Genomic DNA, 26,788 nt, shown 5'->3' with positions numbered 1-26,788 from the left:
CCCTCCGGCGCATGGGTACTCATCGGAAGTCCCGCGAGCGGTGGGAGAGGCCGGTGCGCAGATCGTCGAAGGCATCCGCGAGCACATTGATGACCCCTTCCTCGGATCGTTCGAGGATTCCCCGGATGATCAGTGCGGGGGAGTCCCGAGCGACCCGGCGGTAGCGGTTCCAGACGCCCGCCGAGCAGATGATGTTGACGAGTCCCGTCTCGTCTTCGAGATTCACGAAGGTCACGCCCGCCGCGGTCGCCGGTCGCTGGCGGTGGGTGACGAGGCCGGCGACCTCGACACGGCGGCCCGTCTCGTGGGTGCGCAGATCGGCGGAGGTGAGCACGCCGCGCTCGCCCAATGCCGCGCGGAAGTGCAGCATCGGGTGGTCGTCGGTCGAGACCCCGGTGGCCCACAGATCGGCGGAGAGGCGTTCGTAGCTGCTCTGATCGGCGAAGAGGGGAGGCTGCACAGACACGCTGGTCCCCGGCAGGAAGCGGGAGCGGTCATCGGCTGCCGCCCCCGCGAGCCAGATGGCCTCTCGGCGTTCCAGACCGAGGCAGGCGAATGCCCCGGCGGTCGCGAGCGCCTCGAGCTGCGCGGCCGTGGCATCCGTGCGCCGCACGAGATCGTTCAGATCGCGATACGGGCCGTGCGCCTCGCGCTCCGCGACGATCCGCTCGGCCATCGGCACCCCGATCCCACGCACCCCGCTGAGCCCCATCCGCACGGCGTAGCCGCCATCGCGACGGTGGGCCTCGGATTCGTCCGGGGCATCGCGGTCGAAGCGCAGCGTCGGCGGCTGGGGCATGACGCGGCAGGAGTCGCGGCCCGTCGGCATCCGGCCCTCTGCTCCGGTGAGCGGTTCGAGCGTCTCGGTGGCCCCGGAGACCTGCAGATCGGGGCGGCGCACCTCCACGCCGTGCCGACGGGCATCCGCCGTCAGCGTCGCCGCGGAGTAGAACCCCATGGGCTGCGAACGCAGGAGGCCGGCGAGGAAGGCAGCGGGGTAGTGCAGCTTCAGCCAGGAGCTGGCGTAGACGAGGAGGGCGAACGACAGCGAGTGCGACTCCGCGAAGCCGAAGTTCGCGAACGCCTGGATCTGCGCGTAGATGCGATCGGATGCCGCTTCATCGAGTCCGCGTCGTGCCATGCCCGCGTAGAGCTTCTCGCGCACCTTCTCGATCTTCTCCAGGCCCCGCTTGGATCCCATCGCCCGACGGAGCAGGTCGGCCTCGTCGGCGGTGCAGTCGCCGACCGCGGTCGCCATCTGGATCAGCTGTTCCTGGAAGATCGGGATGCCCAGGGTGCGCTTCAGGATCGGCTCGAGATCCGCGTGCGGATAGGGGATCGGGAAGTCGACGGGCGCCTCACCTCGGGCCGCGCGTTCCCTGTTCTCCTCGTCGACCCTGTCCTTCGCCATCTTGCGCTGCACGAACGGGTGCACCGCCCCGCCCTGGATGGGGCCCGGACGGATGAGGGCGATCTGGATCGCGAGGTCGTAGAAGCTCCGTGGTTGCAAGCGGGGCAGCAACCCGATCTGCGCCCGGGACTCCACCTGGAAGACACCGATCGAGTCGGCGCGGCAGAGCATGTCGTAGACGCCGGGCTCCTCCTTGGGGAGGGTCTCGAGCGTCCAGAGCTCGCCCGTCGCCTCGTGGATCAGGTCGAAGCAGTGCTGCAGGGCCGCCAGCATCCCGAGACCCAGCAGGTCGAACTTGACCAGGCCCATGAACGCCGCGTCGTCCTTGTCCCATTGGATGACGGTCCTGTTCTCCATGCGTGCGTGCTCGACCGGAACGACCTCGCCGACCGGACGTGCCGTGAGCACCATCCCGCCCGAATGGATGCCGAGGTGGCGCGGCGCCTTCATCAGCTCACCGGCGTAGGCGAGAACGCTCTCGGGGATGTCGTGCCCTTCTGCGGGCTCCAGCCCGGCACCCCAGCCGTCGACCTGCCGCGACCACGAGTCCTGCTGTCCCGGGGAGTGCCCGAGCGCCCTGGCCATGTCGCGCACGGCGTTCTTCGGCCGGTACTGGATCACGTTCGCCACCTGTGCGGCGCGCTCCCGGCCGTACTCGGCGTACACCCACTGGATGATCTCCTCCCGGCGTCGCGAGTCGAAGTCGACGTCGATGTCGGGCTCCTCCTGACGGGTGGTGGCGAGGAACCTCTCGAAGGGCAGCCCGTACAGGATCGGGTCGACGGCGGTGATCCCCAACAGGTAGCAGACCGCGCTCGCCGCGGCCGACCCGCGCCCCTGGCAGAGGATGCCTCGGCGACGGGCCTCGGCGACGATGCCGTGAACGATGAGGAAGTAGCCGGGGAAGTCCTTCTCCTCGATCACGTTCAGTTCGCGTTCGATCCGACTCCGCCCGGCGTCGTCGATGCGGGGGTACTTCGAGGGCACGGCATCCCAGACGAGTCGGCGCAGCCAGCTCATCGGGGTGTGACCCTCGGGGACCTTCTGCCGGGGGAGGGCGGGGCGGGCGAGACGCAGGGGGAAGGCGGATGCCGCGGCCAGCTCGAGCCCCGAGGAGATGGCTCCGGGGTACCGCCGGAAGCGCGCCGTCATCTCGGCGCCGCTGCGCAGATGCGCGCCCCCGTGCGCGGGGAGCCATCCATCGAGCTCATCCATGCTGCGTACCGCCCGGACCGCGGCGACGGCCTCGGCGAGCGGCGCCTGCTGCGGGGCGGCGTAGTGCACGTTGTTCGTCGCGACGACGGGGAGGTGCATCCGTCCCGCCAACTCCGCGAGCACGTCGTTGCGGCGGGTGTCGAGCGGATCTCCGTGGTCGAAGAGCTCGACGGCGACGTGCTCTGCGCCGAAGAGGTCGACGAGGTGCTGCAACGGCGCCCGGGCGTCACCGCGTTCGAGCCCCTGACGCACCGCACCTTTGCGGCATCCGGTCAGGATGGTCCAGTGGCCTCCGGCGCTCGCCGCGAGCTCGTCGAGATCGTAGACGGGGCGGCCCTTCTCGCCGCCCCGCAGCTGCGCGGCGGTGATGACTCCGGAGAGCCGGTGGTAGCCCTCCATCCCGCGGGCGAGGACGAGCAGGTGCTCGCCGGCCGGATCGGGCGTGCCGCGTTGCGGGGCCGGGAGATCGAGCGACAGTTCTGCTCCGAAGACGGTCTGCAGCCGGACGTCCATGAGCTCGGCGACCTCGGCGAAGCGCGCGGCACCGTAGAAGCCGTCGTGGTCGGTGAGCGCGAGGGCGCTGAGTCCGAGGCGCTCGGCCTCGATCAGGAGCGCCTCGGGGGAGGACGCGCCGTCGAGGAACGAGTACGAGGAGTGGGCGTGCAACTCTGCGTAGGGCACGGCGTCATCGGGGCGCGGCACGGACGACGGCGGGATGCTCTTGCGTCGCCTGCTCACCGGGCCCGGATCGGCCCGCGCCCCGGAGGGCTCGGCGCTCGCGGGCGGTGGCTCGCCGCTCAGGGTGCGAGCCAGCTCGCCCCACTTCAGAGGCGGGTTGTGGAAACCCATCAGCGGTAACGCCCCTCAGCCCACCAGCGCCCACCGGCGCAGAACACCAGCCAGGCGCGATCCCGGTCGTCGATGACCTGGAAGCGGTGTCCCTTCTTGCCTCCGCCCGATGCCCAGCGGCGCTCGTGCACGGGCCAGGGGCCTGCCCACGCGTGCACGGCGGTGCCGTCGATGAACGCGGGATCGGAGGAGAGGGCTCCGCGCTCGTCGATGCGGATCGCGGCACCGTCGGCTCCGGTGACCCCGAGGGGACGGGGCGGGCGGAAGACCTCGGCGGGAAGCGGATCGGGCAGGCTCCCGGGCCAGGGGGATGCGGGGTCGCGCGGAGCGACCGCGCGCTCACCCCAGGGAGTGAGCACCTGGCGGTCGGCGAGCCACCGTCCGCCGGCGAGCGCGGCGGTGACCACGCCCTCGTGCCCCAGCATGGTCTGCACGCGAGACACGGCGTGGTGCAGGCGTTCGTCCGTGCCGGAGCCGAAGAGCCCCGGCTGGTGGTGAGCGGCGTCATCGACCGCGACCGGCACGATCCGCACCGCCGAGATCCCGCCGAACGCCCGTGCCTCGTCGACGGGATCCTTCGCGGTCTGCGCCGCCAGCGCCTCCAGCTGCCAGCGCACCCGGTCGACCAGGTCGGAGGCGTCGAAGCACGAGGGGTGCAGCCACGGTCGGGAGAACACCTGCCCGTTGTCGTCGGTCAGGTCGATGCGCACCTCGGTGCAGACGACGGATGCCTCGCCCAGCGCGAGCATTACCGCATCGGCCGTCTGCCGCACGGCGAAGGCCACCTGATCCGCGCCACCCAGTGGGGTCTCGAACTCCACGCTCCGCATCAGTTCGGGGTCGGGAGGGCGGGGCGCGAGGCGCTGCGAGTCCGCGCCCGCGGCCAGCGCCCGGAGACGGGCGCCGCGCTCGCCGAAGCGATCGCGCACGTCGACGGGGCCGAGGGCGGCGAACTCTCCGAGGGTGCGGACCCCGAGGCGGAGGAGGAGGCCGGTGATCTGCTCGTCGCGCAGCACCTGCACGGGGAACGGCGCGAGGAACTCCCGTGCCTCACCCGGCGGCACGACGGTGCAGCGCTGCGGCCCGCGGGCGGCGGTCTCCGCGGTGAAGGGGCCGTCGCCGACGCCGATGCGCACCTCGGGGAACCCGGCCTCCGTGAGCTGCGTCACGAGCCAGGCCGCGGCAGCCTCCTCGCCGCCGTGATAGCGGGAGATCCCGCGAGCGCGGAGCACCGCGAGTCCCGGTCGCAGCAGCGTGACGCCGGGGGCGTGCTCCTCGATGAGCTGCAGTACGGGGAGGAAAGCACGCTCGTCGCGGTCGGGGTCGTGGGGGAGTACGCGCAGGGAGGAGAGGCGCCCCTGCGCCTCGCGACGGCGCTGCCCGACCCGCACTCCGTGCTCGCGGGCGGAAGCGGTGCAGGCGACGACGATGTTCGCCTGCATCAGGGCCGTCGGCGGGTGCGGGAGCGCGTCGCCCAGTGCGGCGCGCAGCGGCCAGTCGGGGAACCACAGCACCAGGACGCGGAGAGGGGCGCTCATCCGGCCTCCGCCCAACGGAGGAGCTCGGGCGCCGGCGCAGGGCTCTGCGTGCGCGCGGGCAGAGAGGGGAGCGCGGCGAGCTCGGTCGTCACGGACTCGAGCGCACCGTCACGCCCGGGCAGTCGCACGCGAACGCTGGAAGCGAGCGGACGTCGGCGGGTCTGCGCGGTCACGGTCACCGTGCGGTCGGACAGCAGCCCCCAGCCCGCGCCGAGGCCGTTCCACTGCGGGTCGTGCACGCGGATGGACCCCTCGCTCTGCGGCCAGACGCCGGTGACGAGCAGCGTGGAGCCACGATCGCGCAGCCGGGCGCTCAGCCGGGAGACGTCGGCGTCGCGCAACCGTGTTCCGGGGTGCACGGCGATCAGCGGCACGACTTCGGCGAGGGCGGAGGTCGCGGCGAACCAGCGATCGCCGGGATCGGGCACCAGGATCAGCCGGTCGAGATCGATTCCGAAGCCCGCGGCCGCCTCGACGCCGAGCGTCGGCATACCGACGACGGCGCACCAGTGCCCTTTCTGCGATGCCGCGCTCAACAGGGCGAGGACGAGGCTCGGCGAGGGGGAGAGCGTGTACGCGGTGCCGGCGAGGAGGCCTTCGTCGGGGAGGATGGAGGAGAGGGCGGGGTCGAGCGGCAGCACCGCCTGGTCGCTGCGGCGGCGCTGCATCCGACTGATCTCGCGGCGCAGACGAAGCACCTCTCCCGCACGCGCATCGCTGTTCGGAGAGAGCGCGGTCACCGCATCGAGCCCGATCCCCATGGTTTCCATCCTCGAACGAATATTCGAATTAATCAAGTGATGGAGTCGATGCTAATTCGTACATCGGACATTGCACGAACGGGCGTCCGGGCGGCAGGCCGAGGTTATCCACAGCGCCCCGCGGGACGGAACCGGAATCTCCTAGCCTTCCGGGATGGATACGCGCTTCGCCCTCGTCGGGCTCGTCCACCTCATGCTGCTCGGCATCGGCGGGTGGCTGCTCGTCATCGACGCGCGCACCCACCGCCTGCCCGATCGCATCGTGCTCCCGACCCTCGCGGGACTCCTGCTGCTCGCACTCGTCGATGCACTCGCGACCGGCGACCGGGCGCCGTCGATCCGCGCGCTCCTGGGCATGATCGTGCTCGGCGGCTTCTACGCACTGCTGCGTCTGCTGAGTCGCTCGGGCATGGGAGGCGGCGACGTGAAGCTCGCGGCCGTGATCGGCCTGGTGCTGGCCTGGCACGGATGGACGGCCCTCGCGGTGGGCGCGGCATCCGCTTTCGTGCTCGGCGCGCTGTACGCCCTGGGGCTCATGGCGCTCCGGCGGGCCGATCGCACCACGCGCATCGCCTTCGGTCCCTGGATGATCGTCGGTGCGGTGCTCGGCGTCCTCGCCGTCTGACCCGGACCCGCCGGTTCTCCGCCCGAAGGTCGGAGCGCGGCGATAGGGTGAGGGCATGGCACTCGCACGACTTCACGGCGGCCCGCTGGACGGGCAGATCATTCCCCTCGGCGACGCGGACGACAAGCTGATCGTCCCCTACAGCGAGACGCAGGTGGTGTACAACCGTCGCGGCGAGCCGCAGAACACCGGCTCCGACGACGGCCCCACCGAGATCGACTACTGGTACGACGAGTCCCTCGAGGACCTCACGTCCAACGATGACTGAGCCGTCTCGCACCGTCGAGGTCGAGCGCAAGTTCGACGTCGACGATGCGACGCCGCTCCCTCGCTGGGACGCGATCCCCGGAGTCGACACCGTCACGGACGGTGAGTCCCGCGACCTCGACGCCCAGTACTTCGATACGGCCGACGGGGCGCTGTCGCGCTCCGGAGTGGCGCTGCGTCGACGCACCGGCGGTCCCGATGCGGGCTGGCACGTCAAGGGTCCGCGCGAGGGCGACGGCCGGCTCGAGCTGGGATGGCCGCTCGGAGACGGCGAGGGAATCCCGGATGCCGTCGCCGCCACGGTCGCTCGTTGGGCCACCGACCCGTTGACGCCCCTGGCGCGCATCCGCAATGACCGGACCGCGTATCTCCTCACCGGACCCGACGGCGTGATCGCCGAGTTCGTCGACGACCGGGTCCGCGCCACCGACCTCCGCCAGGGGGTCGAGCGCGCGTGGCGCGAGTGGGAGATGGAGCTGGGGCCGGCCGCGCCCGCGGACGCCGACGGTCGCGAGGCTTTCTTCTCCGCGGTCGAGGCCGCGGTGCGCACGGCCGGCGGGCGCGACGCCTCTTCCGGATCGAAGCTCGCCCGCGCACTCGGCTTCTGAGCCTTCGCAGAGGTCGCGACACGGCACAACCCCCTTCCCCCGGGAACAGGCCGCGTGCTTGAGTGACACCATGAGCCGTCCCGCCGTCCTGCGCTCGCTGCAGACGATCGTTCCCGACACCGTCATCGCGCAGGACGCGGTGAGAGACGTCTTCGCGCAGCAGCCCGGTCTCGGGCGGCTCGCGCAGCGGATCGTCACGGCATCCTTCGACGGCTCCGGCATCGACACCCGACACACCGTGATCGAGGAGTTCTCGCCGCTGCACGAGACGGACGAGCCCGTGTTCTTCGCCCCGGCGACGCGCCAGTTGCTCGCGCCGGGCACCCGGGCGCGCAACGACATCTACGTGCGCGAGTCGACGAGGCTGTTCGTGGAGGTCGCGCAGCGGGCGATCGAGGAGGATCCCGACCTTCAGGCATCCGATGTGACGCACGTGATCACCGTCTCGTGCACGGGCTTCCATGCCCCGGGACCCGAGTACGAGATCGTGCGCGCCCTCGGACTGGCCGACAGCGTGCAGCGCTTCCATTTCGGTTTCATGGGCTGCTACGCCGCCATGCCGGCCCTGCGCGCGGCGAGCCAGTTCTGCTCGGCGGATCCGGATGCCGTCGTCCTCGTCGTGAGCGTCGAGCTCTGCACCCTGCATCTGCGGTCTTCCGAAGACCCCGACACGATCGTCGCGACCTCGCTGTTCGCCGACGGAGGGGCGGCCGGTATCGTCACGGCCCGCCAGCTGCCGTCGGAGGTGCCGGCGCTGAGTCTCGACCGTTTCCACACGGCCATCGCGCCGGAGGGCGAGAAGGACATGGCCTGGACGATCGGTGACGAGGGCTTCGAGATGATCCTCTCGACCGCTGTGCCGCAGATCATCGGCGAGACCATTCTCGGAGCGCTGCGCCCGCTGTACGTCGGGGAGCACGACATGTCGATCGCGTTCGAGGAGGGCGCGATCGGCGAGCGGGTCGCGCACTGGGCGATCCATCCCGGGGGACGCAGCATCCTCGACCGGATCCAGGAGCGTCTCCATCTGAGCGACGCACAGCTGCACCCGGCGCGCGCCGTGCTGCGCGAGAACGGCAACATGTCGAGCGCCACCATCCTGTTCGTGCTCAAGCGCATCCTCGAGGAGGAGGGCGCGCAGCGCGGAGATCGTGTCGCGGCGATGGCCTTCGGCCCGGGGCTCACCGCGGAGAGCGCGCTGATGACGGTCGAGACGCCGCGCGGTCATGGCGCCTGACCTCCGGGAGCGGGCGGTCGGCCTGCGAGAGCTCATGGACGACCCCGAAGCCGATCTGCGGATGCTCGAGCGCACGTATCGGCGCTTCGCGGTCGTCAACGCGCTGGTGTCGCGACCGGGGCTGCTCTATCGGCGGCACGTACGACCGCGCGCACGACGCGGCGAGGTGCGCATCCTCGACATCGGGGCGGGCGGGGGAGACCTCTGCCGGTATCTGGCGGGACGCCTTCGACGAGAGGGGCTGTCGGCTCGGATCACGGCGCTCGACCCGGACGAGCGGGCGATCGACTGGGCGCGCGCCCATGACGGCACGGCCGGGGTCGAGTACCGATGCGCAGACAGCGCGACGCTCGCGGATGCCGGAGAGCGGTTCGATATCGTCGTCTCGAACCATCTGCTCCACCACCTCGACTCCGCCGAACTCACGGCTCTCCTCCGCGACAGCGAGAAGCTGGTGGAGCCGGGTGGCGTCGTCGCACATCAGGACATCGCGCGGGGACGCGCCGCCTATGCGCTCTACGCCGCGGGCACGGCGCTGTTCGCGAAGAACCTCCTCGCGGACTCGTTCATCCGGATCGACGGCCTGCGCAGCATCCGCCGCTCCTACACCGCGGCTGAGCTCGACGCGGTGACCACCGAGGGGTGGCGCGTGCGATCGGCGCTGCCGGCTCGGCTCGAACTGCGGTGGGAGCATCCGCTCGGCTGAGCAGGCACGGCCGCCATACGCACGAAGGCCCGGTCGCGCGAGCGCGGACCGGGCCTTCGTGGGCGGCGCCTTCGAGAGGCGCGCGGGTGATCAGAAGTTGATCATGTGTCCTGCGAGGCCGTGGAAGCCCTCCTGCAGTGCCTCCGACAGCGTCGGGTGCGTGTGCACGTTGCGCGCCAGCTCGAGCGCGGTGAGGTCCCACTTCTGGGCCAGCGTCAGCTCGGGCAGCAGCTCCGAGACGTCGGGGCCGATCATGTGGGCGCCGATGAGTTCGAGGTGCTCGGCGTCGGCGATGAGCTTGACGAAGCCGACCGGCTCACCGAGGCCGTGCGCCTTGCCGTTGGCCATGAACGGGAAGCTGACGACCTTGATGTCGCGCCCCTCGTCCTTCGCCTGCTGCTCGGTGAGGCCGAACGACGCCACCTGCGGCGAGCAGAACGTCGCGCGCGGCATCATGCGGTAGTCGCCGAGGGTCATGGTCTCGGCGTTGCCGATGGTCTCGGCGGCGACGACACCCTGGGCCTCGGCCACGTGGGCGAGCTGCAGCTTGGCGGTCACGTCGCCGATGGCGTAGATGCCCTCGACATTGGTGCGCATGTGGTCGTCGATCGCGATCGCGCCGCGCTCGGTGAGCTCGACACCGGTCTTCTCGAGGCCGAAGCCCTCGACGCGCGGGGCGAAGCCGATCGACATGAGCACCTTCGAGGCCTCGATCGAGCCGGACTGGCCGTCCTTGCCGGTGTAGGTGACCGTGACGGACGAACCGTTGTCGACGACCGTCTCGACCTTGGTCGAGGTGAGGATGTCGACGCCGTAGTTCTTGTACTGCTTGGCGATCTCCTTCGAGACGTCGGCGTCCTCGTTGGGGAGGGCACGGTCGAGGAACTCGATGATCGTGACCTTCACGCCGTAGTTCGTCATGACGTAGGCGAACTCCATGCCGATCGCGCCGGCACCGACGATGACGATCGATTCGGGGAGCTCGCGGCTCATGATCTGCTCTTCGTAGGTGACCACGTTCTCGCTGAGCGTGACGCCGGGGAGCAGGCGCACCGTCGAACCGGTCGCGATGATGACGTTGTCGAAGGTGACCTCTTCGGTCGTGCCGTCGGACTTGGCGACCGAGATGGCCTTCGGGCCGGTGAACGTGCCGCGGCCGTCGTACTCGGTGACCTTGTTCTTCTTCATCAGGAAGTGGATGCCCTTGACGCGGCCGTCGGCCACGACACGGCTGCGGTCGAACGCCTTGCCGTAGTCGAGCGAGAACTCGCCCGAGATGCCGAAGAAGTCGGCCTTGTGCTTCAGGGTGTGGGCGATCTCCGCGTTCTTCAGGAGGGCCTTGGAGGGGATGCAGCCGACGTTGAGGCAGACACCACCCCAGTACTTCTCCTCGATGATGGCGGTGGACAGGCCGAGCTGCGCGCTGCGAACCGCAGCGACGTATCCACCAGGACCTGCACCGAGGATGACGACGTCGTAATGAGGCATGCGTTAAGCCTATCGCGCCGCGGAGTCGTCGGAACCGGCCGGCGAGGCGCTCCGGCGACGCCGGGAGAGGATGACGGCGAGCGTGATCCCCGCGGCGATCACCAGGATGCCGAGGACGACGAGGATCCAGATCCAGGCCGGTGAGGATGCGGTGTCCGCGGGTTCGTCGGCCGTGAGGGTCGGCGTCGCGGTGGGCGTTGCGGTCGGGGCGGGGGCGAACGACGAGGAGGACGACTCAGTAGGGGCGGGCGTCGGTTCGGTGGTCGGCAGGGTGCTGTTCGTGACCGTGAAGGTGAACTCCTTCGCCGTTGGATGCCCGTCGCTGGAGACCACCCGCCACTGCACGCGGTACAGGCCGGAGGCAGCCTCGGCGAGCAACGGCTGGGTTACGGTCGCACCTTCGACGATGGGGTCCCCGTCGGACACGAGATTCTCGTTCGCGTCGAGAACCCGCACTTCAGTTCCGTTCCCGCCGCTGATCAGGTCAGCGCTGAACGTCAGGACGATCTCCGAAGGGAGCACATCAATCGTCGAGTCCGCCGCTGGAGACGAGGAGATCAGGTCGTCATGCGCCGAAGCCGACAGGGGCGCGAAGAGCACGAGGAAGGCGGCGAGAAGGGCCGCGGCGAGAGCGAAGGGCGCGGTCGAGCGCCGGATGATGGTGGTCTGCACCCCACCACCCTAGGAATATCCGGTGTGCGATGCCTGAATGTGGGAATCGACTGTGGATGCGGCTCCCGCGGGGGGCTCGGCATCCGATAGTCTGGACGATCAGGAGGGCAAAGTGACAGACAGCGAGAGCCGACCGGCCGCAGAAGCGGCGATTCACCGATCCGGCGAGCAGAAGCACGACGTGACGCAGACGTTCGGGCACGATTCCGACCTGTCGTTCGTTCCCTTCGGCGTGGAACTGACCGAGGTCGAGCAGTCGGCGATCGCCGCGCTTCCCTCCGGATCCGCGTTGCTGCTGGTGCGCTCCGGCGCGCTGGCGGGTGCACGCTACCTCCTCGACACCGACGTGACCACGATCGGGCGTCACCCCGAGGCCGACATCTTCTTCGACGACGTGACGGTCTCACGTCGGCACGCCGAGGTCACTCGGAACGGCGCGGCGTTCGAGATCATCGATCAGCGGTCGCTGAACGGCACGTACGTCAACGGCGAGCGGTTCGACCGTAGCCCCCTGGTCGACGGAGCAGAGGTGCGCGTCGGCAAGTTCCGGCTGAACTTCTTCGCCTCTCCGGTCGACCGCGCAGCGGCCAACGCCTGATGGCGGCTTCCCCGGCCCGCGAACGATCTGCGTCCGCGGGTCTTCTGAGCATCGGTCAGGTCCTCGCACGTCTGACGCCCGATTTCCCCGATCTCACCTCCAGCAAGCTGCGGTTCCTCGAGGTGCAGGGGATCGTCACCCCCTCGCGCACGGAGTCGGGCTACCGCAAGTTCTCGCAGGCCGACATCGAGCGCCTGCGTCTCGGTCTCACGCTCCAGCGCGATCACTACCTTCCGCTGAGCGTGATCCGCGAGCAGCTGGACGAGGCGAGCACGGAGTCCGCAGCCATCGCGCCTCCGCCGTCGATCACCCCGACGCCGCGCCGCTACCGCCGTACCGAGCTGCTCTCCGCGGCGGGTGCGGGCCCTCAGCTGCTGAACGACGCGATCAGCACCGGCGTCATCACCGCGCAGGAGACATACCCCGAAGCCACGGTCGCCCTGCTGCGCGGATTGGTCGCCCTCGACCGCCACGGCATCGAGCCGCGGCACCTGCGCGCACTGCGTCAGGGGGCGGACCGCGAGGTCGCTCTCATCGAGTCCGCGCTCTCCGCGCTGCTGCGGCGGACCGACGCCGCATCGCGCGCCAAGGCGAGCGAATTGGCGCCGGAACTGGCGTCGAAGATCGACGAGGTCCGCGGGCTCTTCGTCAAGGAAGCGCTCACGCGCGTCCTTTCGTAACGAACTGATTGCGACACACCTTCGCGGTGTCGCGGATGTCGTTGCCGCCCCGGGGGTGCTGCTCTAGCGTGGAGGTAACCGTTCCAGGGAGGATTTGAAATGAATGCGGATGAGCTCACAGGCGACCCGCGGTTCGTGCCCGAACTCCTCTTCACCGACGGTCTCCCGGCGATGGACGACGAGGTCGGATACCGCGGAGCGGTCGCCGCTCGTGCCGCCGGCATCACCTACCGCCAGCTCGACTACTGGGCGCGCACGGAACTGGTCGTCCCGACCGTCCGCGGCGCCAGCGGGTCGGGCTCGCAGCGTCTCTACGGTTTCCGCGACATCCTCGTGCTCAAGCTCGTGAAGAGCCTTCTCGACACCGGTATCTCGCTGCAGCAGATCCGCACCGCGGTCGAAGAACTGCGTCGCGCCGGCATCCGCGATCTCGCCGGCACCACGCTCATGAGCGACGGAGCCTCGGTGTACCTCTGCACGTCGAACGACGAGGTCATCGACCTCGTCAGCCGCGGCCAGGGCGTGTTCGGCATCGCCGTGGGCAAGGTGCTCCGCGAGGTCGAGTCCACCCTGGTGGAGTTCGACCCCACGGCTCCGGACCCCGTCGACGAGCTGGCCAGCCGCCGCTCGAAGCGCTCCGCCTGACTCGCCGTCCGACCGGACACAAGAACGGCCACCCTCGTCGAGGATGGCCGTTTCTCATGTCTGCGAGGCGTTACGCCTGCTGTCCGGTCTCGGGGACCGGGATGCGCCCCGTGCGGATGATGCGATCGAGGAGCTGATCGAAGTCGGCGGCGAGTTCCTGCGCCGAGTCGCCCGGCCAGATGTGCAGCGGCTTGGCGGCGCCCTGCGCCTGCTGGAGCGACGTGCGCTCGGGGAGCTGGGGGGAGAGGACGAGCGGTCCGAACATGTCGCGCAGTTCCTTGATGCGGAACTGGTGCTCGATCGACTGCGGGCGCACGCGGTTCACGACGATGCCCAACGGCTGCAGACGGGGGGAGAGTCCGCGGCGGATCTCTTCGATCGCGCGCAGGGCGCGGTCGGCCGCGGCCACCGAGAACAGGCCGGGCTCGGTGACGACCATCACACGGTCGCTCGCGGCCCAGGCCGTACGCGTGAGGGCGTTGAGCGACGGCGCGCAGTCGATGAGAACGAGGTCGTAGTCGGCCTCGACCGCCGCGAGGGCCTCTTCGAGCTTCCACACGTCGCGCACGCTGGGGTGCGGGCCGTCGAAGTTGATCGCCGACGGGCTGCCGATGAGCACGTCGATCGTGCCGGGGTGCACCTTCGCCCAGCCGCTGGAGGTGATCGCCTGGCGGACGACCTTCTCCTTCGGGTTCGCCAGGACATCGGCGATGTTGAGTCGTCCTGCCACCTGGATGTCCATGCCGGTGGACACATCGGACTGCGGGTCGAGGTCGACGACGAGAGTACGGACGCCCCGGGCGAAGGCCGCTGAGGCCAGGCCGAGGGTCACGGTCGTCTTGCCGACGCCTCCCTTGAGAGAGCTGACGCTGAGTACGTGCACGGACTCCACGTTACCTTGCCCTAGTCTGGGGGGACACTCAGCCCCGCCCCATGTGCGTGCATCCACGCGCACATCGAGCTCCCAGAGGTGTGCATGTTCCAGAAGATCCTTGTGGCCAACCGCGGCGAGATCGCGATCCGTGCCTTCCGCGCGGCCTACGAAGTCGGAGCCAGGACCGTCGCGGTCTTCCCGCATGAGGATCGGGGCTCCGTGCACCGCCTCAAAGCGGACGAGGCCTATGAGATCGGCGAGCGTGGGCATCCGGTGCGCGCGTACCTGAACGTCGACGAGATCATCCGCGTCGCGCTCGAGTCCGGCGCCGACGCGATCTACCCCGGCTACGGCTTCCTGTCCGAGAACCCGGAGCTGGCCGAGAAGGCCGCCGCCAACGGCATCGTGTTCATCGGTCCGCCCGCCGCCGTGCTCGAGATGGCCGGCAACAAGGTCGAGGCCAAGCGCCACGCCGTCGAGGCCGGCGTGCCCGTGCTGCGCTCGACCGAGGCATCCGCCGACGTCGAGGCGCTGGTGTCGCAGGCCGCCGATATCGGTTTCCCCCTCTTCGCGAAGGCCGTGGCCGGCGGTGGAGGGCGCGGAATGCGTCGCGTCGAGAGCGCCGCCGAGCTCGCCCCCGCACTCGCCGAGGCGATGCGCGAAGCGGACAGCGCCTTCGGCGACCCGCGGATGTTCCTCGAGCAGGCCGTGGTGCGTCCCCGTCACATCGAGGTGCAGATCCTCGCCGACAAGACCGGTGAGACGGTGCACCTCTTCGAGCGCGACTGCTCGGTGCAGCGCCGTCATCAGAAGGTCGTCGAGATCGCCCCGGCGCCGAACCTCGACGACGGCATCCGCACCGCCCTGCACGGATACGCCGTCGCCTTCGCACGGTCGATCGGGTACGAGAACGCCGGCACGGTCGAGTTCCTGCTCGAGACCGCGGGTGAGCGGGCGGGTGAGGTCGTCTTCATCGAGATGAACCCGCGGATCCAGGTCGAGCACACGGTCACCGAAGAGGTCACCGATGTCGACCTCGTCCAGAGCCAGATGCGCATCGCCTCCGGTCAGACGCTGGCGGAGCTCGGCCTGCAGCAGCAGAACCTGCAGCTGCGGGGTGCGGCCCTCCAGTGCCGGATCACGACCGAGGATCCCACGCAGGGCTTCCGCCCGGACACGGGGAAGATCACGACGTACCGATCGCCCGGCGGCGCCGGCATCCGTCTCGACGGCGGAACGGTGCACCAGGGAGCGCAGATCAGCCCCCACTTCGATTCGATGCTGTCGAAGCTGACCTGCCGCGGGCGCGACTTCCCCGCGGCGGTCGCTCGTGCGCGTCGTGCGCTGGCGGAGTTCCGCATCCGCGGCGTCTCGACGAACATCCCGTTCCTGCAGGCGCTGCTCGACGACGACGCCTTCGTCGCCGGTGACCTCAGCACCTCGTTCATCGACGAGCGTCCCGAACTGCTGCGCGGACGGGTGTCGAAGGACCGCGGCACCAAGATCCTCAACTGGCTGGTCGACGTTACCGTCAACAAGCCGAACGGTGCGCACCCGGGAGCCGTCGATCCCCGCACGAAGCTGCCGGCGATCGACCTCACCGCCGAGCCGGTGCCCGGCTCGCGTCAGCGCCTCCTCGAACTCGGACCGGAAGGGTTCGCGGCCGAACTGCGCGCGCAGAGCGCGCTGGCGATCACCGAGACCACCTTCCGCGATGCGCATCAGTCGCTGCTCGCCACGCGCGTGCGCACGAAGGACCTCGTCGCGGCCGCTCCCTACGTCGCTCGACTGACACCGGGCCTGCTCTCGGTCGAGGCATGGGGCGGGGCGACCTACGACGTCGCGCTCCGGTTCCTGGGCGAGGACCCCTGGGAGCGCCTCGACAAGCTGCGTGCGGAACTCCCGAACGTGGCGATCCAGATGCTTCTCCGCGGGCGGAACACGGTCGGCTACACGCCGTACCCGACGGCCGTCACCGATGCCTTCGTGGCCGAGGCCGCCGCGAGCGGTGTCGACATCTTCCGCATCTTCGACGCCCTCAACGATGTCGAGCAGATGCGTCCGGCGATCGCGGCGGTCCGGCGCACCGGAACGGCGGTCGCGGAGGTCGCGCTCTGCTACACGGGCGACCTGTTGAATCCGGCCGAGGACCTCTACACGCTCGACTACTACCTCGGCCTCGCCGAGAAGATCGTCGATGCCGGGGCGCACATCATCGCCATCAAGGACATGGCGGGCCTGCTGCGTCCGGCAGCCGCCGCGAAACTCGTCTCCGCGCTGCGAGAGCGCTTCGATCTCCCGGTGCACCTGCACACGCACGACACCCCGGGCGGGCAACTCGCCACGCTCCTGGCCGCCAGCGCCGCCGGTGTCGACGCGGTGGATGCCGCATCCGCTCCGCTGTCGGGCACGACGAGCCAGCCCTCGCTGTCGGCGCTGGTCGCCGCGCTCGCGCACACCGACCGCGACAGCGGCATCGATCTCGCGGGCGTCTCGGATCTCGAGCCGTACTGGGAGGCCGTACGGCACCAGTACGCGCCGTTCGAGTCGGGTCTCCCGGGGCCCACGGGGCGCGTATACCACCACGAGATCCCGGGTGGTCAGCTCTCGAATCTGCGTCAGCAGGCCAAGGCGCTCGGCCTCGCCGACGACTTCGAGCTGATCGAGGACATGTACGCCGCCGCCGACCGGATCCTCGGTCGCGTGCCGAAGGTCACGCCCTCGTCGAAGGTGGTCGGCGATCTCGCCCTGCACCTCGCCGCGGTGAAGGCCGACCCGGCCGATTTCGAGGCGAACCCCGAGAAGTACGACGTGCCGGACTCGGTCGTCGGCTTCATGGCGGGCGAGCTCGGCGACCTGCCGGGCGGGTGGCCGGAGCCGTTCCGATCGAAGGTGCTCGCGGGACGCACGGTCCGCGTCGGGTTGACCGACCTCACGGCCGACGACGAGTCGGCCCTCGCGGGCGACAGCGCGACGCGGCGGGCGCGTCTGAACACCCTGCTCTTCCCGGCGCCGATGCAGGAGTTCAGCCAGATGCGCGAGCTCTTCGGCGATCTGTCGGTGCTCGACACCAGCGACTACCTGTACGGCCTCGTCGCGGGGCAGGAGCACCTGGTCGAGATCGACCGCGGAGTGCAGCTGTACGTCGGACTCGAGGCGATCGGCGACGCCGATGACCGCGGCATCCGCACCGTGATGACGACTCTCAACGGCCAGCTCCGACCGGTGTTCGTGCGAGATCGCGCGATCACCGTCGACGCCCACGATGTCGAGAAGGCCGACACCTCCGTTCCCGGTCAGGTCGCCGCTCCGTTCTCGGGAGTCGTCACCCTGAAGGCCGAGATCGGGGCTACGGTCCGAGCCGGTGAGCCCGTCGCGTCGATCGAGGCGATGAAGATGGAGGCAGCGATCACGGCGCCCGTCGACGGTGTCGTCGAGCGCCACGCGATCTCGTCGACGCAGCAGGTTGACGCCGGCGATCTTTTGGTCGTCATCCGTCCCGCGCACTAACCTTGTCCGGCGGGGGCAGCGCACGATGCGGCGCGCCCTCGCCTGCGCATGCTTGGAGCGAGACAGTGACCCCGAAGAACACCCCTGATCACCGCGAGGACGACGCGATGGGGGTGCTCGACGACGCCGCGTCCGTCGCGACGACCGGCATCGGCATCCTCGGAGGAACCGCCCAGGTGAGCGTCGTCATGCCGCAGGAGCACGATGACGATCTCGCCGACGAAGAGGTCATCGACGGCGAGGTCGACGAGGCCGTCATCGCTGACATCGTGCTGGAGGATGCCGTCATCGCGGTGTCCTCCGCACCGATCGCCGCCGCCGTCGAGGAGGTCGTCGCCGAGCCCGAGCCCGCCCGCGTTCCCGAGCCCGCCCGCGTTCCTGAGCCCGCTCCCGAGCCCGAGCCCGAGCCCGAGCCCGTCGTGGTGCCTGCTCCCACCCCCGTGAAGGAGACCGCTCCCGTGGAGAGCCCGAAGAAGTCCGTCGCACCGCGCACCGCTCCGCCGGAGGTGACGCTGACGTCCAAGCGTCTCGGCGATCTGAGCGGCGCCAATCGCGAATCCGCCGATCTGCTCACGACCGACCGGTTGCTCGATCCGCATCGCGTGACGAAGCCCGAACCCGAGGGCGCCTGGAGCCACCTGCTGTACTCGATCTCCGGCCGACGGATCAACATCGGCGACGGGCGTCGCGCGCGCGAGCGCAAGGCGCTCTCCGCTCGGATCGCCGCTCCGCTGCCCGGCGGAGCCCGGTTCGTCCCGGTGCTCTCCCGCAAGGGCGGGGTGGGGAAGACCGCGATCACGGCTCTGCTGGGCATGGCGCTGGCGGATGCTCGTGACGACCGTGTCATCGCGATCGACGCGAATCCCGACCGGGGAACGCTCGCCGATCGGATCGTGCGTCCGCAGCACACGAAGTCGGTGCGCGATCTCGTGCGCATCCACGATCAGGTGACGGGGTACCACGACATCTCGGCGGTCGTCGCACGCGATGCGACGCGGCTCGACGTGCTCGCCTCGGACACCGATCCGCGCATCGCCGAAGCGTTCAGCGACACCGACTACCGCGACGTGGCGGATCTGGCCGCGCACTACTATTCGTTGGTTCTCACCGATACCGGAACGGGCATCGTGCACTCGGTGATGGCGGCCACGCTCGATCTCGCCGACCGCATCGTCATCGTCTCGGGCCTCAGCGTCGACGAGGCGCGTTTGGCGTCCGAGACCCTGACCTGGTTGGAGACGAACGGGTTCGAGGATCGCGCGCATGAGGCGATCGTCGTGCTCAACCACTCCACGCCCGGCACGCCGCTCGTGCGGGTGAACGAGCTGGAGGCGCACTTCGCCTCCCGTGTCCGCAGCGTGGTGCAGATGCCCTACGACGCGCAGCTCGCCGCCGGCGGCGCCATCGTGTTCGCGAACCTGCAGCCCGAGACGCGTCTCGCAGCGCGTCAGCTCGCCGCGCTGCTGGTCGAAGGACTGCGGACGGAGGTATCCGCATGACCGTCCGTGAAATCCGGATCTTCGGCGATCCCGTGCTGCGCACCGTGTGCGCACCGATCGACGAGATCGACGACGGTGTCCGCGCTCTCGTGACCGACCTCGTCGAGACCGTGGAACTGCCCGGGCGCGCGGGCGTCGCGGCGCCGCAGATCGGTGTCGCGCTGCGGGCGTTCAGCTACAACATCGACGGCGACATCGGCTACGTGATCAACCCCGTCCTCACCGAGGTGCGCGGAGAGCCCGTGCCCACGGGGGAGGGGTGCCTGTCGGTGCCGGGCCTCTGGCACGACGCGCTGCGGTACCCCTGGGCTCGCGTCGAGGGCATCGATCTCGACGGCGCGCCGGTCGTGCTCGAAGGAGAGGGACTGCTCGCGCAGGCTCTGCAGCACGAGACCGACCACCTCGACGGCAAGCTCTACCTCTCGCGTCTCGATCCCGAGACGCGGCGCACGGCGATGCGCCAGGTGCGCGAGAGCGACTGGTTCTGACGCCGGTACCTCCTTCTCCGAACGAGAAAGCCCTCTGCGCGACGTGCGCAGAGGGCTCTCCGGTTCCGGAGGGGCGATCTCGGGAGAGCTCAGCCGCCGATCGCGACGTTCGTCGTCGACACCGGCTCGTCGTAGATCGCCGAGATCTCGTCCGCGAAGTCGTTCATGATCACGTTCCGCTTGATCGAGAGCTTCGGGGTGAGGTGGCCGGATGCCTCGGTCCACTCCGACTCCAGCACGGTGAACTTGCGGATCGACTCCGCGCGGGAGACACGGGCGTTGGCGGCATCGACCGCTCGCTGGATCTCGGCACGCACGGCATCGTTCTTCGCGGCATCCGCGAGCGTCATGTCAGCGGCGAGGCCGTTGTTGGCGAGCCACGTCGGCAGCATCTCCGAGTCGAGTGTGACGAGCGCCGAGATGAACGGCTTCTGGTCGCCGACGACGACGACCTGACCGATGATCGGGTTCGCGCGGATCGGGTCCTCGAGGGCCGCCGGGGCGACGTTCTTGCCGCCGGCGGTGACGATGATCTCCTTCTTGCGACCCGTGATGGTGAGGAAGCCCTCGGAGTCGAAGCTGCCGATGTCGCCGGTACGGAACCAGCCGCCCTCGCTGAACGCCTCGGCCGTCGCCTCCGGGTTGTTCCAGTACTCCTTGAACACGTTGATCCCACGGACCTCGATCTCGCCGTCGTCGGCCAGGCGGACGCCCACCCCGGGGAGCGCCGGGCCGACCGTGCCGATCTTCGACTTGTCCGCGAGGTTCACGGTCGCGGGGGCGGTCGTCTCGGTGAGGCCGTAGCCCTCGAGGATGACGACGCCGAGGCTGTGGAAGAAGTGCCCGAGGCGCGGCCCGAGCGGGGCGGAGCCCGAGACGGCGTAGGCGACGTTGCCACCCATCGCCTCGCGCAGCTTGCTGTAGACGAGCTTGTTGAACAGGGCGAACTTGAGCTTCGTGCCGAAGGGGATCTTCTTGCCCTCTTCGACGAGCTTGGAGTGCTCGATCGCCACATCGGCGGCCGCGCGGAAGATCTTGCCCTTGCCGCCGGCCTCGGCCTTCTGCTCGGCGGAGTTGTAGACCTTCTCGAACACGCGGGGGACCGCGAGCAGGAAGGTCGGCTTGAACGACCCGAGCGCCGGAAGGAGCTGGCGGGTGTCGGGCTGGTGACCCGTGCGCACGCCGGCGTGGATGTCGAGGATCGAGATGAATCGCGCGAACACGTGAGCGGTGGTGATGAAGAGGAGTGTCGAGGCGCCCGGCACCTGCACGACCTCGTCCAGCGCCTTGGCGGAGTTGCGTGAGAGCTCGACGAAGTTGGAGTGGGTGAGGACGCAACCCTTGGGGCGACCCGTCGAGCCCGAGGTGTAGATGAGGGTCGCGATGTCCGAACCCACGGCGAGCGACCGGCGACGTTCGATCTCGGCATCCTCGACCGACGCGCCCTGGGCGGTGAGGGTGTCGATGGCGCCGAGGTGCAGCTGCCAGACCTCGCGGATGAGCGGGAGGTCGCCGCGCACCTCGTCGACGCGGGCGAAGTGCTCGGGCGACTCGACGATCAGGGCGATCGCTCCGGAGTCCTCGAGGATCCACTGGATCTGCGACGGCGAGCTCGTCTCGTAGATCGGCACCATCACGGCGCCGGCGTAGAAGAGGGCGAAGTCGACGAGCGTCCACTCGTACGTGGTCCGGGCGAGGAAGCCGACCTTCTCGCCGGGCTGGATGCCGGCGGCGGCGAAGCCCTTCGCCAGCGCGATCACGGCGGTCTGGAAGTCGGCGGCCGAGATGTCGCGCCATCCGTCCCGGTCGGGGACGGCGAACAGAGCGCGGTCGGGAGTGGCGCGGACGCGTTCGACCAGGAGGTCGGCGACGTTCGCGTCGGGGTCGGCGGGGACGACGGCGGGAACTTCAAACTGGACCACGGCAGCTCCTTCGGTACCGGTCGGGTACGGGTTCCTCCCGAGTCTAGGGCATGACACCGGGTCGCACACCTGGTGGAACTGGGTCGCTTCCCGAGGCTTGTTCCTGGGAAGTTTCCGGCGGAGAGCGATCACGGCGCTAGACTCACGACGGTGTTCTACTGGCTGATGAAGTACGTCGTGATCGGCCCCGTGGTCAAGGCGATCTTCCGTCCCTGGATCGTGGGCCGCAAGAACGTGCCCGCGAGCGGTGCGGCGATCCTCGCCAGCAACCACCTCTCCTTCGCCGACTCGATCTTCCTGCCCCTGGTCATCGACCGGAAGATGTCGTTCCTCGCGAAGAGCGACTACTTCACCGGGCGCGGTCTCAAGGGATGGGCGACCAAGTTCTTCATGAGCGCCACCGGACAGATCCCGATCGACCGGTCGGGTGGCAAGGCCTCCGAGGCGTCACTGAACACGGGGCTCCAGGTGCTCGGCGGGGGAGACCTGCTCGGCATCTATCCCGAGGGCACGCGCAGCCCCGACGGAACGCTCTACCGCGGACGCACCGGCATCGCGCGGATGGCGCTGGAGGCGAAGGTTCCCGTCGTGCCCGTGATCATGGTCGACACCGATACGGCGATGCCGATCGGGCAGAGGCTGCCACGGATCGTGCGCGTCGGAATCGTGATCGGCGAGCCGCTCGATTTCTCGCGCTACGCGGGGATGGAGAACGATCGGTACATCCTCCGTTCCGTCACCGACGAGATCATGGTCGCGCTGCAGCGGCTCGGGGAGCAGAAGTACGAGGACGTCTACGCGTCGACCGTGAAGGACCGTCTTCCGGTCCGCGTCACACGACGTTCCTGACGCCGACGACGCGCCGCAGGACCACTAGGCTGGGAGGATGCTCCCGCACGATATCGACGCCCTGGACGCGTGGCGCTCGCTCCCGATCAAGCAGCAGCCGCAGTGGCCCGACGCCGAGCGCGTCGCCGAGGTCTCTCGACAGATCGCGGCCCTGCCGCCGCTGGTTTTCGCCGGCGAGGTCGACAACCTCCGCGACCGTCTCGCCCGCGCGGCTTCCGGCCGCGCCTTCCTGCTCCAGGGCGGTGACTGCGCCGAGACGTTCGCCGGTGCGACCGCCGAGCAGATCCGCAACCGCATCAAGACGGTGCTGCAGATGGCCGTCGTGCTCACGTATGGCGCCTCGATGCCCATCGTCAAGATGGGCCGTATGGCCGGGCAGTTCGCCAAGCCCCGCTCGAGCGACTCCGAGACCCGGGGCGATGTCACGCTGCCGGCGTACCGGGGCGACATCGTCAACGGCTACGACTTCACCGAGGGCTCGCGCCAGGCCGACCCGGGACGCCTGTTGCAGGGGTACCACACGGCGGCATCGACGCTGAACCTCATCCGTGCGTTCACGCAGGGCGGGTTCGCCGACCTGCGCGAGGTGCACTCGTGGAACAAGGGCTTCGCGCAGAACCCGGCGAACCAGCGTTACGAGCGCATGGCGGCCGAGATCGATCGCGCGATCAAGTTCATGGAGGCGGCCGGCGCCGACTTCGACGAGCTCAAGCGCGTGGAGTTCTTCACGGGCCACGAGGGTCTGCTCATGGACTACGAGCGCCCGATGACGCGCATCGACTCGCGAACCGACACGCCGTACAACACGTCGGCGCACTTCCTCTGGATCGGGGAGCGCACGCGTGACCTCGACGGTGCGCACGTCGATTACTTCTCGAAGATCCGCAACCCCATCGGGGTGAAGCTGGGGCCGACGACGACGCCCGAGACGGCTCTCGAGCTCATCGACAAGCTCGACCCGAACCGCGAGCCGGGACGCCTCACTTTCATCACGCGCATGGGCGCCGGAAAGATCCGTGATGCGCTTCCGCCTCTCCTCGAGGCCGTGCGCGACTCGGGCGCGACCCCGCTGTGGGTCACGGACCCGATGCACGGAAACGGCATCACGACGCCGACCGGATACAAGACGCGTCGTTTCGACGACGTGGTCGACGAGGTGCGCGGGTTCTTCGAGGCGCACCGCGCCGTCGGCACGTTCCCCGGCGGCATCCACGTCGAGCTCACGGGCGACGACGTGACCGAGTGCCTCGGCGGATCCGAGCACATCGACGAGGCCGCACTGGCGACCCGGTACGAGAGCCTCTGCGACCCCCGCCTGAACCACATGCAGTCCCTCGAGCTGGCGTTCCTCGTCGCCGAGGAGCTCGAGAAGCGCTGACACCGCATCTTCGACCGACGAAGGCCGGACCCCGGATTCCGGTGGTGCGGCCTTCGTCGTCGTGTACCTTCGTCCAGGGAACGGCGGATGCCGAGGCCGGGGATCTAGAAACCGCTGCTCTTGATCTGAAGAGTGACCTGAGCGCCCTTCCGGCGTTCGGACTCGGGTGCGGGGTCCGTCCCCGACACCTCCGTGAAGTCATTCGGGAACGCATTCCAGATGACGTTCCATGTGGGTTCGAACCCAGCATTCCGAAGGGTCTGCGCGGCCTCATCACGGGTCATCCCCGTCACATCGGGAACCGGGAACAGTTCCGGCCCCTTCGAGACGATCAGCTGGACGGTGTCACCGGGGCGCCAGTTGCCCTCTTCGGCGCGGTCGGAGACGCCGATCACGATGTCCTTATCGACGTCCGAGCTGAAGACGTACGACGACTCGCCCACGATCAGGCCACGCTCGGTCAGGGTCGAACTCGCTTCGCTGACGGACATCCCCGAGACATCGGGGAAGGCGCCCGCCGAGATGTAGAGCTCGATCGTGTCGGCCTCGAAGAGGTCGCAGCCCTCAGCGCAGGCGTAGGCCTCGCCGCCGGCACGCGGGGTGGCGAAGGCGTTGATGACGATGCCCTCGGCGGCATCGGAGAAGAGCACGACGGTCGTCTCCGCGACGTTCACGTTGATGCTCGCGAGATAATCGCGCGCATCCTCCTCCGCTCGCCCGTTGAGAGTCTCGACCGTGTGCGGAGTCGGTCCGGCGGACACGATCACCGACACGACCGCTCCCTTGTCGAGGCGCTGGCCCTCACCGGGATGTGTCTCGATCACCGTGCCCGGCTCGACGTCGAGCGAGAAGCGGTCCTCCTGTCGAGGGGAGAAGCCGTCGGCGGTGAGTGCGTCCGCCGCCTCGTCGTAGGTCATACCCGCGACGCCGGGAACCGCCACGAGCGAGCCGGGTCCGGAGCCGAACCACCAGCCGACGCCGCCGGCGAGCACCGCGAGCAGCAGGACGAGAGTGAGGAGGAACGCGCCGCGTGCGCGCCGTCGCGACGCGCGCCGCCGCAGGAGCGTGGCGTTGTCGACGGTCTGCGGCACGGGGGCGACGGGATCGGTGACGGCCACCGTCGCGGGCATGACCTTGGTGAGATCCCCGGAGTCGCTCGCGGATCGCACCGGAGGCGAGGTGGTCGCCGCGGCGGGGGAGACGCCGAGCTCGCGCTCGATCTCGCGCAGGCGGTCGAGCATCTGCTTCGCGTCGTCGGGGCGTTCGTCGGGGGACTTCTCGGTCGCCCACAGCACCAGTTCGTCGAGTTGCTCGGGCACGCCGGGGTTGCGGGCGCTGGGGCGCGGAACCGACTCGGTCGCATGCTGGAAGGCGATCTGCATCGGCTGCTCGCCCTTGTACGGCTGCTCGCCGACCAGCATCTCGTACAGCATGATGCCGAGGGCGTAGATGTCGCTGCGCGCGTCGGCGGTGCCCCGGGTGACGAGTTCGGGAGCGAGATACGCGATCGTGCCCAGGAGTTGCTGACCCGTCGCCGTGTTGGCAGTGGTCGCACGAGCGAGCCCGAAGTCGCCGATCTTGATACGACCGTCTTCGGCGAGGAGCACGTTCTCGGGCTTCACGTCGCGGTGGACGATGTTCGCCCGGTGCGCGGCGGACAGCCCGGACAGCACGGCATCCATGATCGTGATCGTCTGCGTGATCGTCAGACGCTTCTGCTCGCGGAGGAGTTCGCGCAGCGTGATGCCCGGAAGGTACTCCATCACCAGGTAGGCGAGTTCGCCGTCCTGCCCCTGATCGAACACGTTCACGACGTGCGGATCGGCCAGCCGAGCGGCGGACCGGGCTTCCTGGATGAACCGGCTCTGGAACGCCGAATCGTCGCTGAGGTGCGCGTGCATCACCTTGAGAGCGATGCGGCGCTCGAGGCGCAGATCGGTCGCGACGTAGACGGTGGCCATGCCGCCGCGGGCGATGCGCGCACGCACGCGGTATCGGCCGTCGACAAGCCGCCCGATGAGGGGGTCGGCTTGCTGGTTGGACGTCACGTCAGAATTCTATGGAGAACTGCCTGAAAGGCCGGGGAGCGCCTCACCCCTGAGGGCAACCCGATTTCAGAACGCGCGGTCACTGATACAGGGCGAGCCAACGGTGGGCCGCTGTCTCCCACTGTCCGTAGCGGAGCGGGAAGGCCGAGATCTGCACGGCCTGGGCGGCGTCCGTGAACGCCATCGACTCCCAGCCGGGAACGTCGAGAAGCCCTCGGGTCGTCCGACCGTTCGGATCGCTCGGGCCGCCGTAGAAGACGCGCGTGCTGCGCTCCGCATCCCGGATCTGCTCGGGCGTGCCCCAGCCGGTGCTCGGTCGCTGTTGGAAGATCCCGAGCGAATCGCGGTCGCCCCAGTCGAGGTTGCGCAGGTCGGACTCGACCATCCCCGTCGCCAGTGCGATCGCGATGCCGTGATCGGAGACGCCGAGTTCGCGCCCGATGCGGATGATCAGTGCGGCGTTGGCCGCCTGCTCGGGGGAGAGGTCGGCGGACTTCTGCGCGGGCGCGGCGTCGACGGTCGCGGGAGCCGCAGCAGGTGCGGGCGCCGCTGCCGGGGCCGAGGCGCCCACGGAGAGGCTCTGGCCGGGGTAGATGATCGAGGATCTGTCGAGCCCGTTCGCGGAGAGGAGGGCGTCGAGCGGGATGCCGTGGCGCTGGGCGATGGCGAAGAGGGTGTCTCCGGCGGCGACCGTGTAGGTGGCGGGCGCGGTGGCGGGAGCCGGCGCGGGGGCCGGTGCCGGCGCGGCAGCGGGTGCTGCCGGGGCGGATGCGGAGACGGAGAGGCTCTGCCCGGGATAGATGATCGAGGATCTGTCGAGCCCGTTCGCGGAGAGGAGGGCGTCGAGCGGGATGCCGTGGCGCTGGGCGATGGCGAAGAGGGTGTCTCCGGCGGCGACCGTGTACGTCGCGGGAGCGGAT

At 69.5% G+C, this 26,788-nt stretch carries 22 protein-coding genes; 13 read left to right on the top strand and 9 right to left on the bottom strand.

Translation table 11 applies throughout. The annotated features are described in order from the left end of the window. Positions 1–19 precede the first annotated feature (19 nt). The 3 genes from KV396_RS00110 to KV396_RS00100 are packed head-to-tail and all read right to left on the bottom strand — an operon-like array spanning position 20 to position 5,774. Positions 20–3,475 carry an error-prone DNA polymerase gene (locus tag KV396_RS00110; protein ID WP_247956429.1) on the bottom strand — a complete coding sequence of 1,152 codons (3,456 nt, stop codon included), beginning with the start codon at positions 3,473–3,475 and terminating at the stop codon, positions 20–22. Beyond that, the gene (locus KV396_RS00105; RefSeq protein ID WP_247631928.1) at positions 3,475–5,013 is read right to left on the bottom strand and encodes a DNA polymerase Y family protein; all 1,539 of its coding nucleotides are present in this window, start codon (positions 5,011–5,013) and stop codon (positions 3,475–3,477) included. Before KV396_RS00105 ends, KV396_RS00110 begins: the two co-directional genes overlap by 1 nt. Next, complete coding sequence (locus KV396_RS00100; protein ID WP_247622056.1) at positions 5,010–5,774, bottom strand: hypothetical protein; 765 nt, start codon at positions 5,772–5,774, stop codon at positions 5,010–5,012. The genes KV396_RS00105 and KV396_RS00100 overlap by 4 nt, the downstream gene beginning before the upstream one ends. Positions 5,775–5,928: 154 nt before the next feature. Between KV396_RS00100 and KV396_RS00095 the strand changes: the two genes are divergently transcribed. The 5 genes from KV396_RS00095 (at position 5,929) to KV396_RS00075 (ending at position 9,217) form a co-directional block, all read left to right on the top strand. After that, positions 5,929–6,399, top strand: a complete 471-nt coding sequence (locus KV396_RS00095; protein WP_247956428.1) for a prepilin peptidase — start codon at positions 5,929–5,931, stop codon at positions 6,397–6,399. Between the two features lie 55 nt (positions 6,400–6,454). Further along, complete coding sequence (locus KV396_RS00090) at positions 6,455–6,667, top strand: response regulator (protein ID WP_247622058.1); 213 nt, start codon at positions 6,455–6,457, stop codon at positions 6,665–6,667. Beyond that, the gene (locus KV396_RS00085; RefSeq protein ID WP_247956427.1) at positions 6,660–7,274 is read left to right on the top strand and encodes a CYTH domain-containing protein; all 615 of its coding nucleotides are present in this window, start codon (positions 6,660–6,662) and stop codon (positions 7,272–7,274) included. The genes KV396_RS00090 and KV396_RS00085 overlap by 8 nt, the downstream gene beginning before the upstream one ends. 70 nt (positions 7,275–7,344) lie before the next feature. Further along, positions 7,345–8,511 (top strand): type III polyketide synthase, encoded by a 1,167-nt coding sequence (locus tag KV396_RS00080; RefSeq protein ID WP_247631931.1) that lies wholly within the window; start codon positions 7,345–7,347, stop codon positions 8,509–8,511. Then, entirely contained in the window at positions 8,501–9,217 is a 717-nt protein-coding gene (locus KV396_RS00075; RefSeq protein WP_247631932.1) for a methyltransferase domain-containing protein, read from the top strand. The genes KV396_RS00080 and KV396_RS00075 overlap by 11 nt, the downstream gene beginning before the upstream one ends. A gap of 90 nt (positions 9,218–9,307) precedes the next feature. Here KV396_RS00075 and lpdA read toward each other — a convergent pair whose 3' ends face one another. Together lpdA and KV396_RS00065 are read right to left on the bottom strand one after the other, a co-directional pair. Further along, positions 9,308–10,705, bottom strand: coding sequence for a dihydrolipoyl dehydrogenase (gene lpdA / locus KV396_RS00070; protein ID WP_247631933.1), 1,398 nt, complete (start codon positions 10,703–10,705; stop codon positions 9,308–9,310). A gap of 9 nt (positions 10,706–10,714) precedes the next feature. Continuing rightward, on the bottom strand, positions 10,715–11,377 hold the full coding sequence (locus tag KV396_RS00065) for a copper resistance protein CopC (RefSeq protein ID WP_247956426.1): 663 nt from the start codon (positions 11,375–11,377) through the stop codon (positions 10,715–10,717). 112 nt (positions 11,378–11,489) lie between these two features. On the opposite strand from KV396_RS00065, the gene KV396_RS00060 reads away from it, so the two are divergent. The 3 genes from KV396_RS00060 (at position 11,490) to KV396_RS00050 (ending at position 13,300) form a co-directional block, all read left to right on the top strand. Then, positions 11,490–11,975, top strand: coding sequence for an FHA domain-containing protein (locus KV396_RS00060; RefSeq protein ID WP_247622064.1), 486 nt, complete (start codon positions 11,490–11,492; stop codon positions 11,973–11,975). Next, on the top strand, positions 11,975–12,655 hold the full coding sequence (gene ftsR / locus KV396_RS00055) for a transcriptional regulator FtsR (RefSeq protein ID WP_247956425.1): 681 nt from the start codon (positions 11,975–11,977) through the stop codon (positions 12,653–12,655). The genes KV396_RS00060 and ftsR overlap by 1 nt, the downstream gene beginning before the upstream one ends. A gap of 99 nt (positions 12,656–12,754) precedes the next feature. Then, a complete protein-coding gene (locus KV396_RS00050) occupies positions 12,755–13,300 on the top strand; it encodes a MerR family transcriptional regulator (protein WP_247622066.1) in 546 nt (181 codons plus the stop codon). A gap of 70 nt (positions 13,301–13,370) precedes the next feature. On the opposite strand, the gene KV396_RS00045 is transcribed toward KV396_RS00050, so the two are convergent. Continuing rightward, complete coding sequence (locus KV396_RS00045; protein WP_247622067.1) at positions 13,371–14,183, bottom strand: ParA family protein; 813 nt, start codon at positions 14,181–14,183, stop codon at positions 13,371–13,373. 93 nt (positions 14,184–14,276) lie between these two features. Here KV396_RS00045 and KV396_RS00040 point away from each other — a divergent pair, with 93 nt between their 5' ends. The 3 genes from KV396_RS00040 (at position 14,277) to def (ending at position 19,671) form a co-directional block, all read left to right on the top strand. Continuing rightward, positions 14,277–17,684: a pyruvate carboxylase gene (locus KV396_RS00040; RefSeq protein ID WP_247956424.1), complete on the top strand. Its 3,408-nt coding sequence runs from the start codon at positions 14,277–14,279 to the stop codon at positions 17,682–17,684. Between the two features lie 65 nt (positions 17,685–17,749). Next, positions 17,750–19,183: a MinD/ParA family ATP-binding protein gene (locus tag KV396_RS00035; RefSeq protein WP_247956423.1), complete on the top strand. Its 1,434-nt coding sequence runs from the start codon at positions 17,750–17,752 to the stop codon at positions 19,181–19,183. Further along, positions 19,180–19,671, top strand: coding sequence for a peptide deformylase (gene def / locus KV396_RS00030; protein ID WP_247956422.1), 492 nt, complete (start codon positions 19,180–19,182; stop codon positions 19,669–19,671). The genes KV396_RS00035 and def overlap by 4 nt, the downstream gene beginning before the upstream one ends. Before the next feature lie 89 nt (positions 19,672–19,760). On the opposite strand, the gene KV396_RS00025 is transcribed toward def, so the two are convergent. Beyond that, on the bottom strand, positions 19,761–21,593 hold the full coding sequence (locus KV396_RS00025) for an AMP-dependent synthetase/ligase (protein WP_247622071.1): 1,833 nt from the start codon (positions 21,591–21,593) through the stop codon (positions 19,761–19,763). Between the two features lie 150 nt (positions 21,594–21,743). Here KV396_RS00025 and KV396_RS00020 point away from each other — a divergent pair, with 150 nt between their 5' ends. Then, positions 21,744–22,442 carry a lysophospholipid acyltransferase family protein gene (locus KV396_RS00020; protein WP_247622072.1) on the top strand — a complete coding sequence of 233 codons (699 nt, stop codon included), beginning with the start codon at positions 21,744–21,746 and terminating at the stop codon, positions 22,440–22,442. A gap of 37 nt (positions 22,443–22,479) precedes the next feature. Further along, entirely contained in the window at positions 22,480–23,820 is a 1,341-nt protein-coding gene (locus tag KV396_RS00015; protein WP_247622073.1) for a class II 3-deoxy-7-phosphoheptulonate synthase, read from the top strand. Positions 23,821–23,924: 104 nt separating this feature from the next. Here KV396_RS00015 and pknB read toward each other — a convergent pair whose 3' ends face one another. Both pknB and KV396_RS00005 read right to left on the bottom strand, forming a co-directional pair. Further along, positions 23,925–25,868, bottom strand: a complete 1,944-nt coding sequence (gene pknB / locus KV396_RS00010) for a Stk1 family PASTA domain-containing Ser/Thr kinase (protein ID WP_247956421.1) — start codon at positions 25,866–25,868, stop codon at positions 23,925–23,927. A 79-nt stretch (positions 25,869–25,947) separates the two neighbouring features. Further along, on the bottom strand, positions 25,948–26,788 hold an 841-nt coding region (locus tag KV396_RS00005), incomplete at its 5' end, for a LysM peptidoglycan-binding domain-containing protein (RefSeq protein WP_247956420.1).

Origin of the sequence: Microbacterium galbinum, from assembly GCF_023101185.1 — a bacterium.
Classification (GTDB): Bacteria; Actinomycetota; Actinomycetes; order Actinomycetales; family Microbacteriaceae; genus Microbacterium; species Microbacterium galbinum.
Note: the sequence above shows the minus strand (reverse complement) of the source record. Positions and strands in the feature narration are given on the sequence as shown.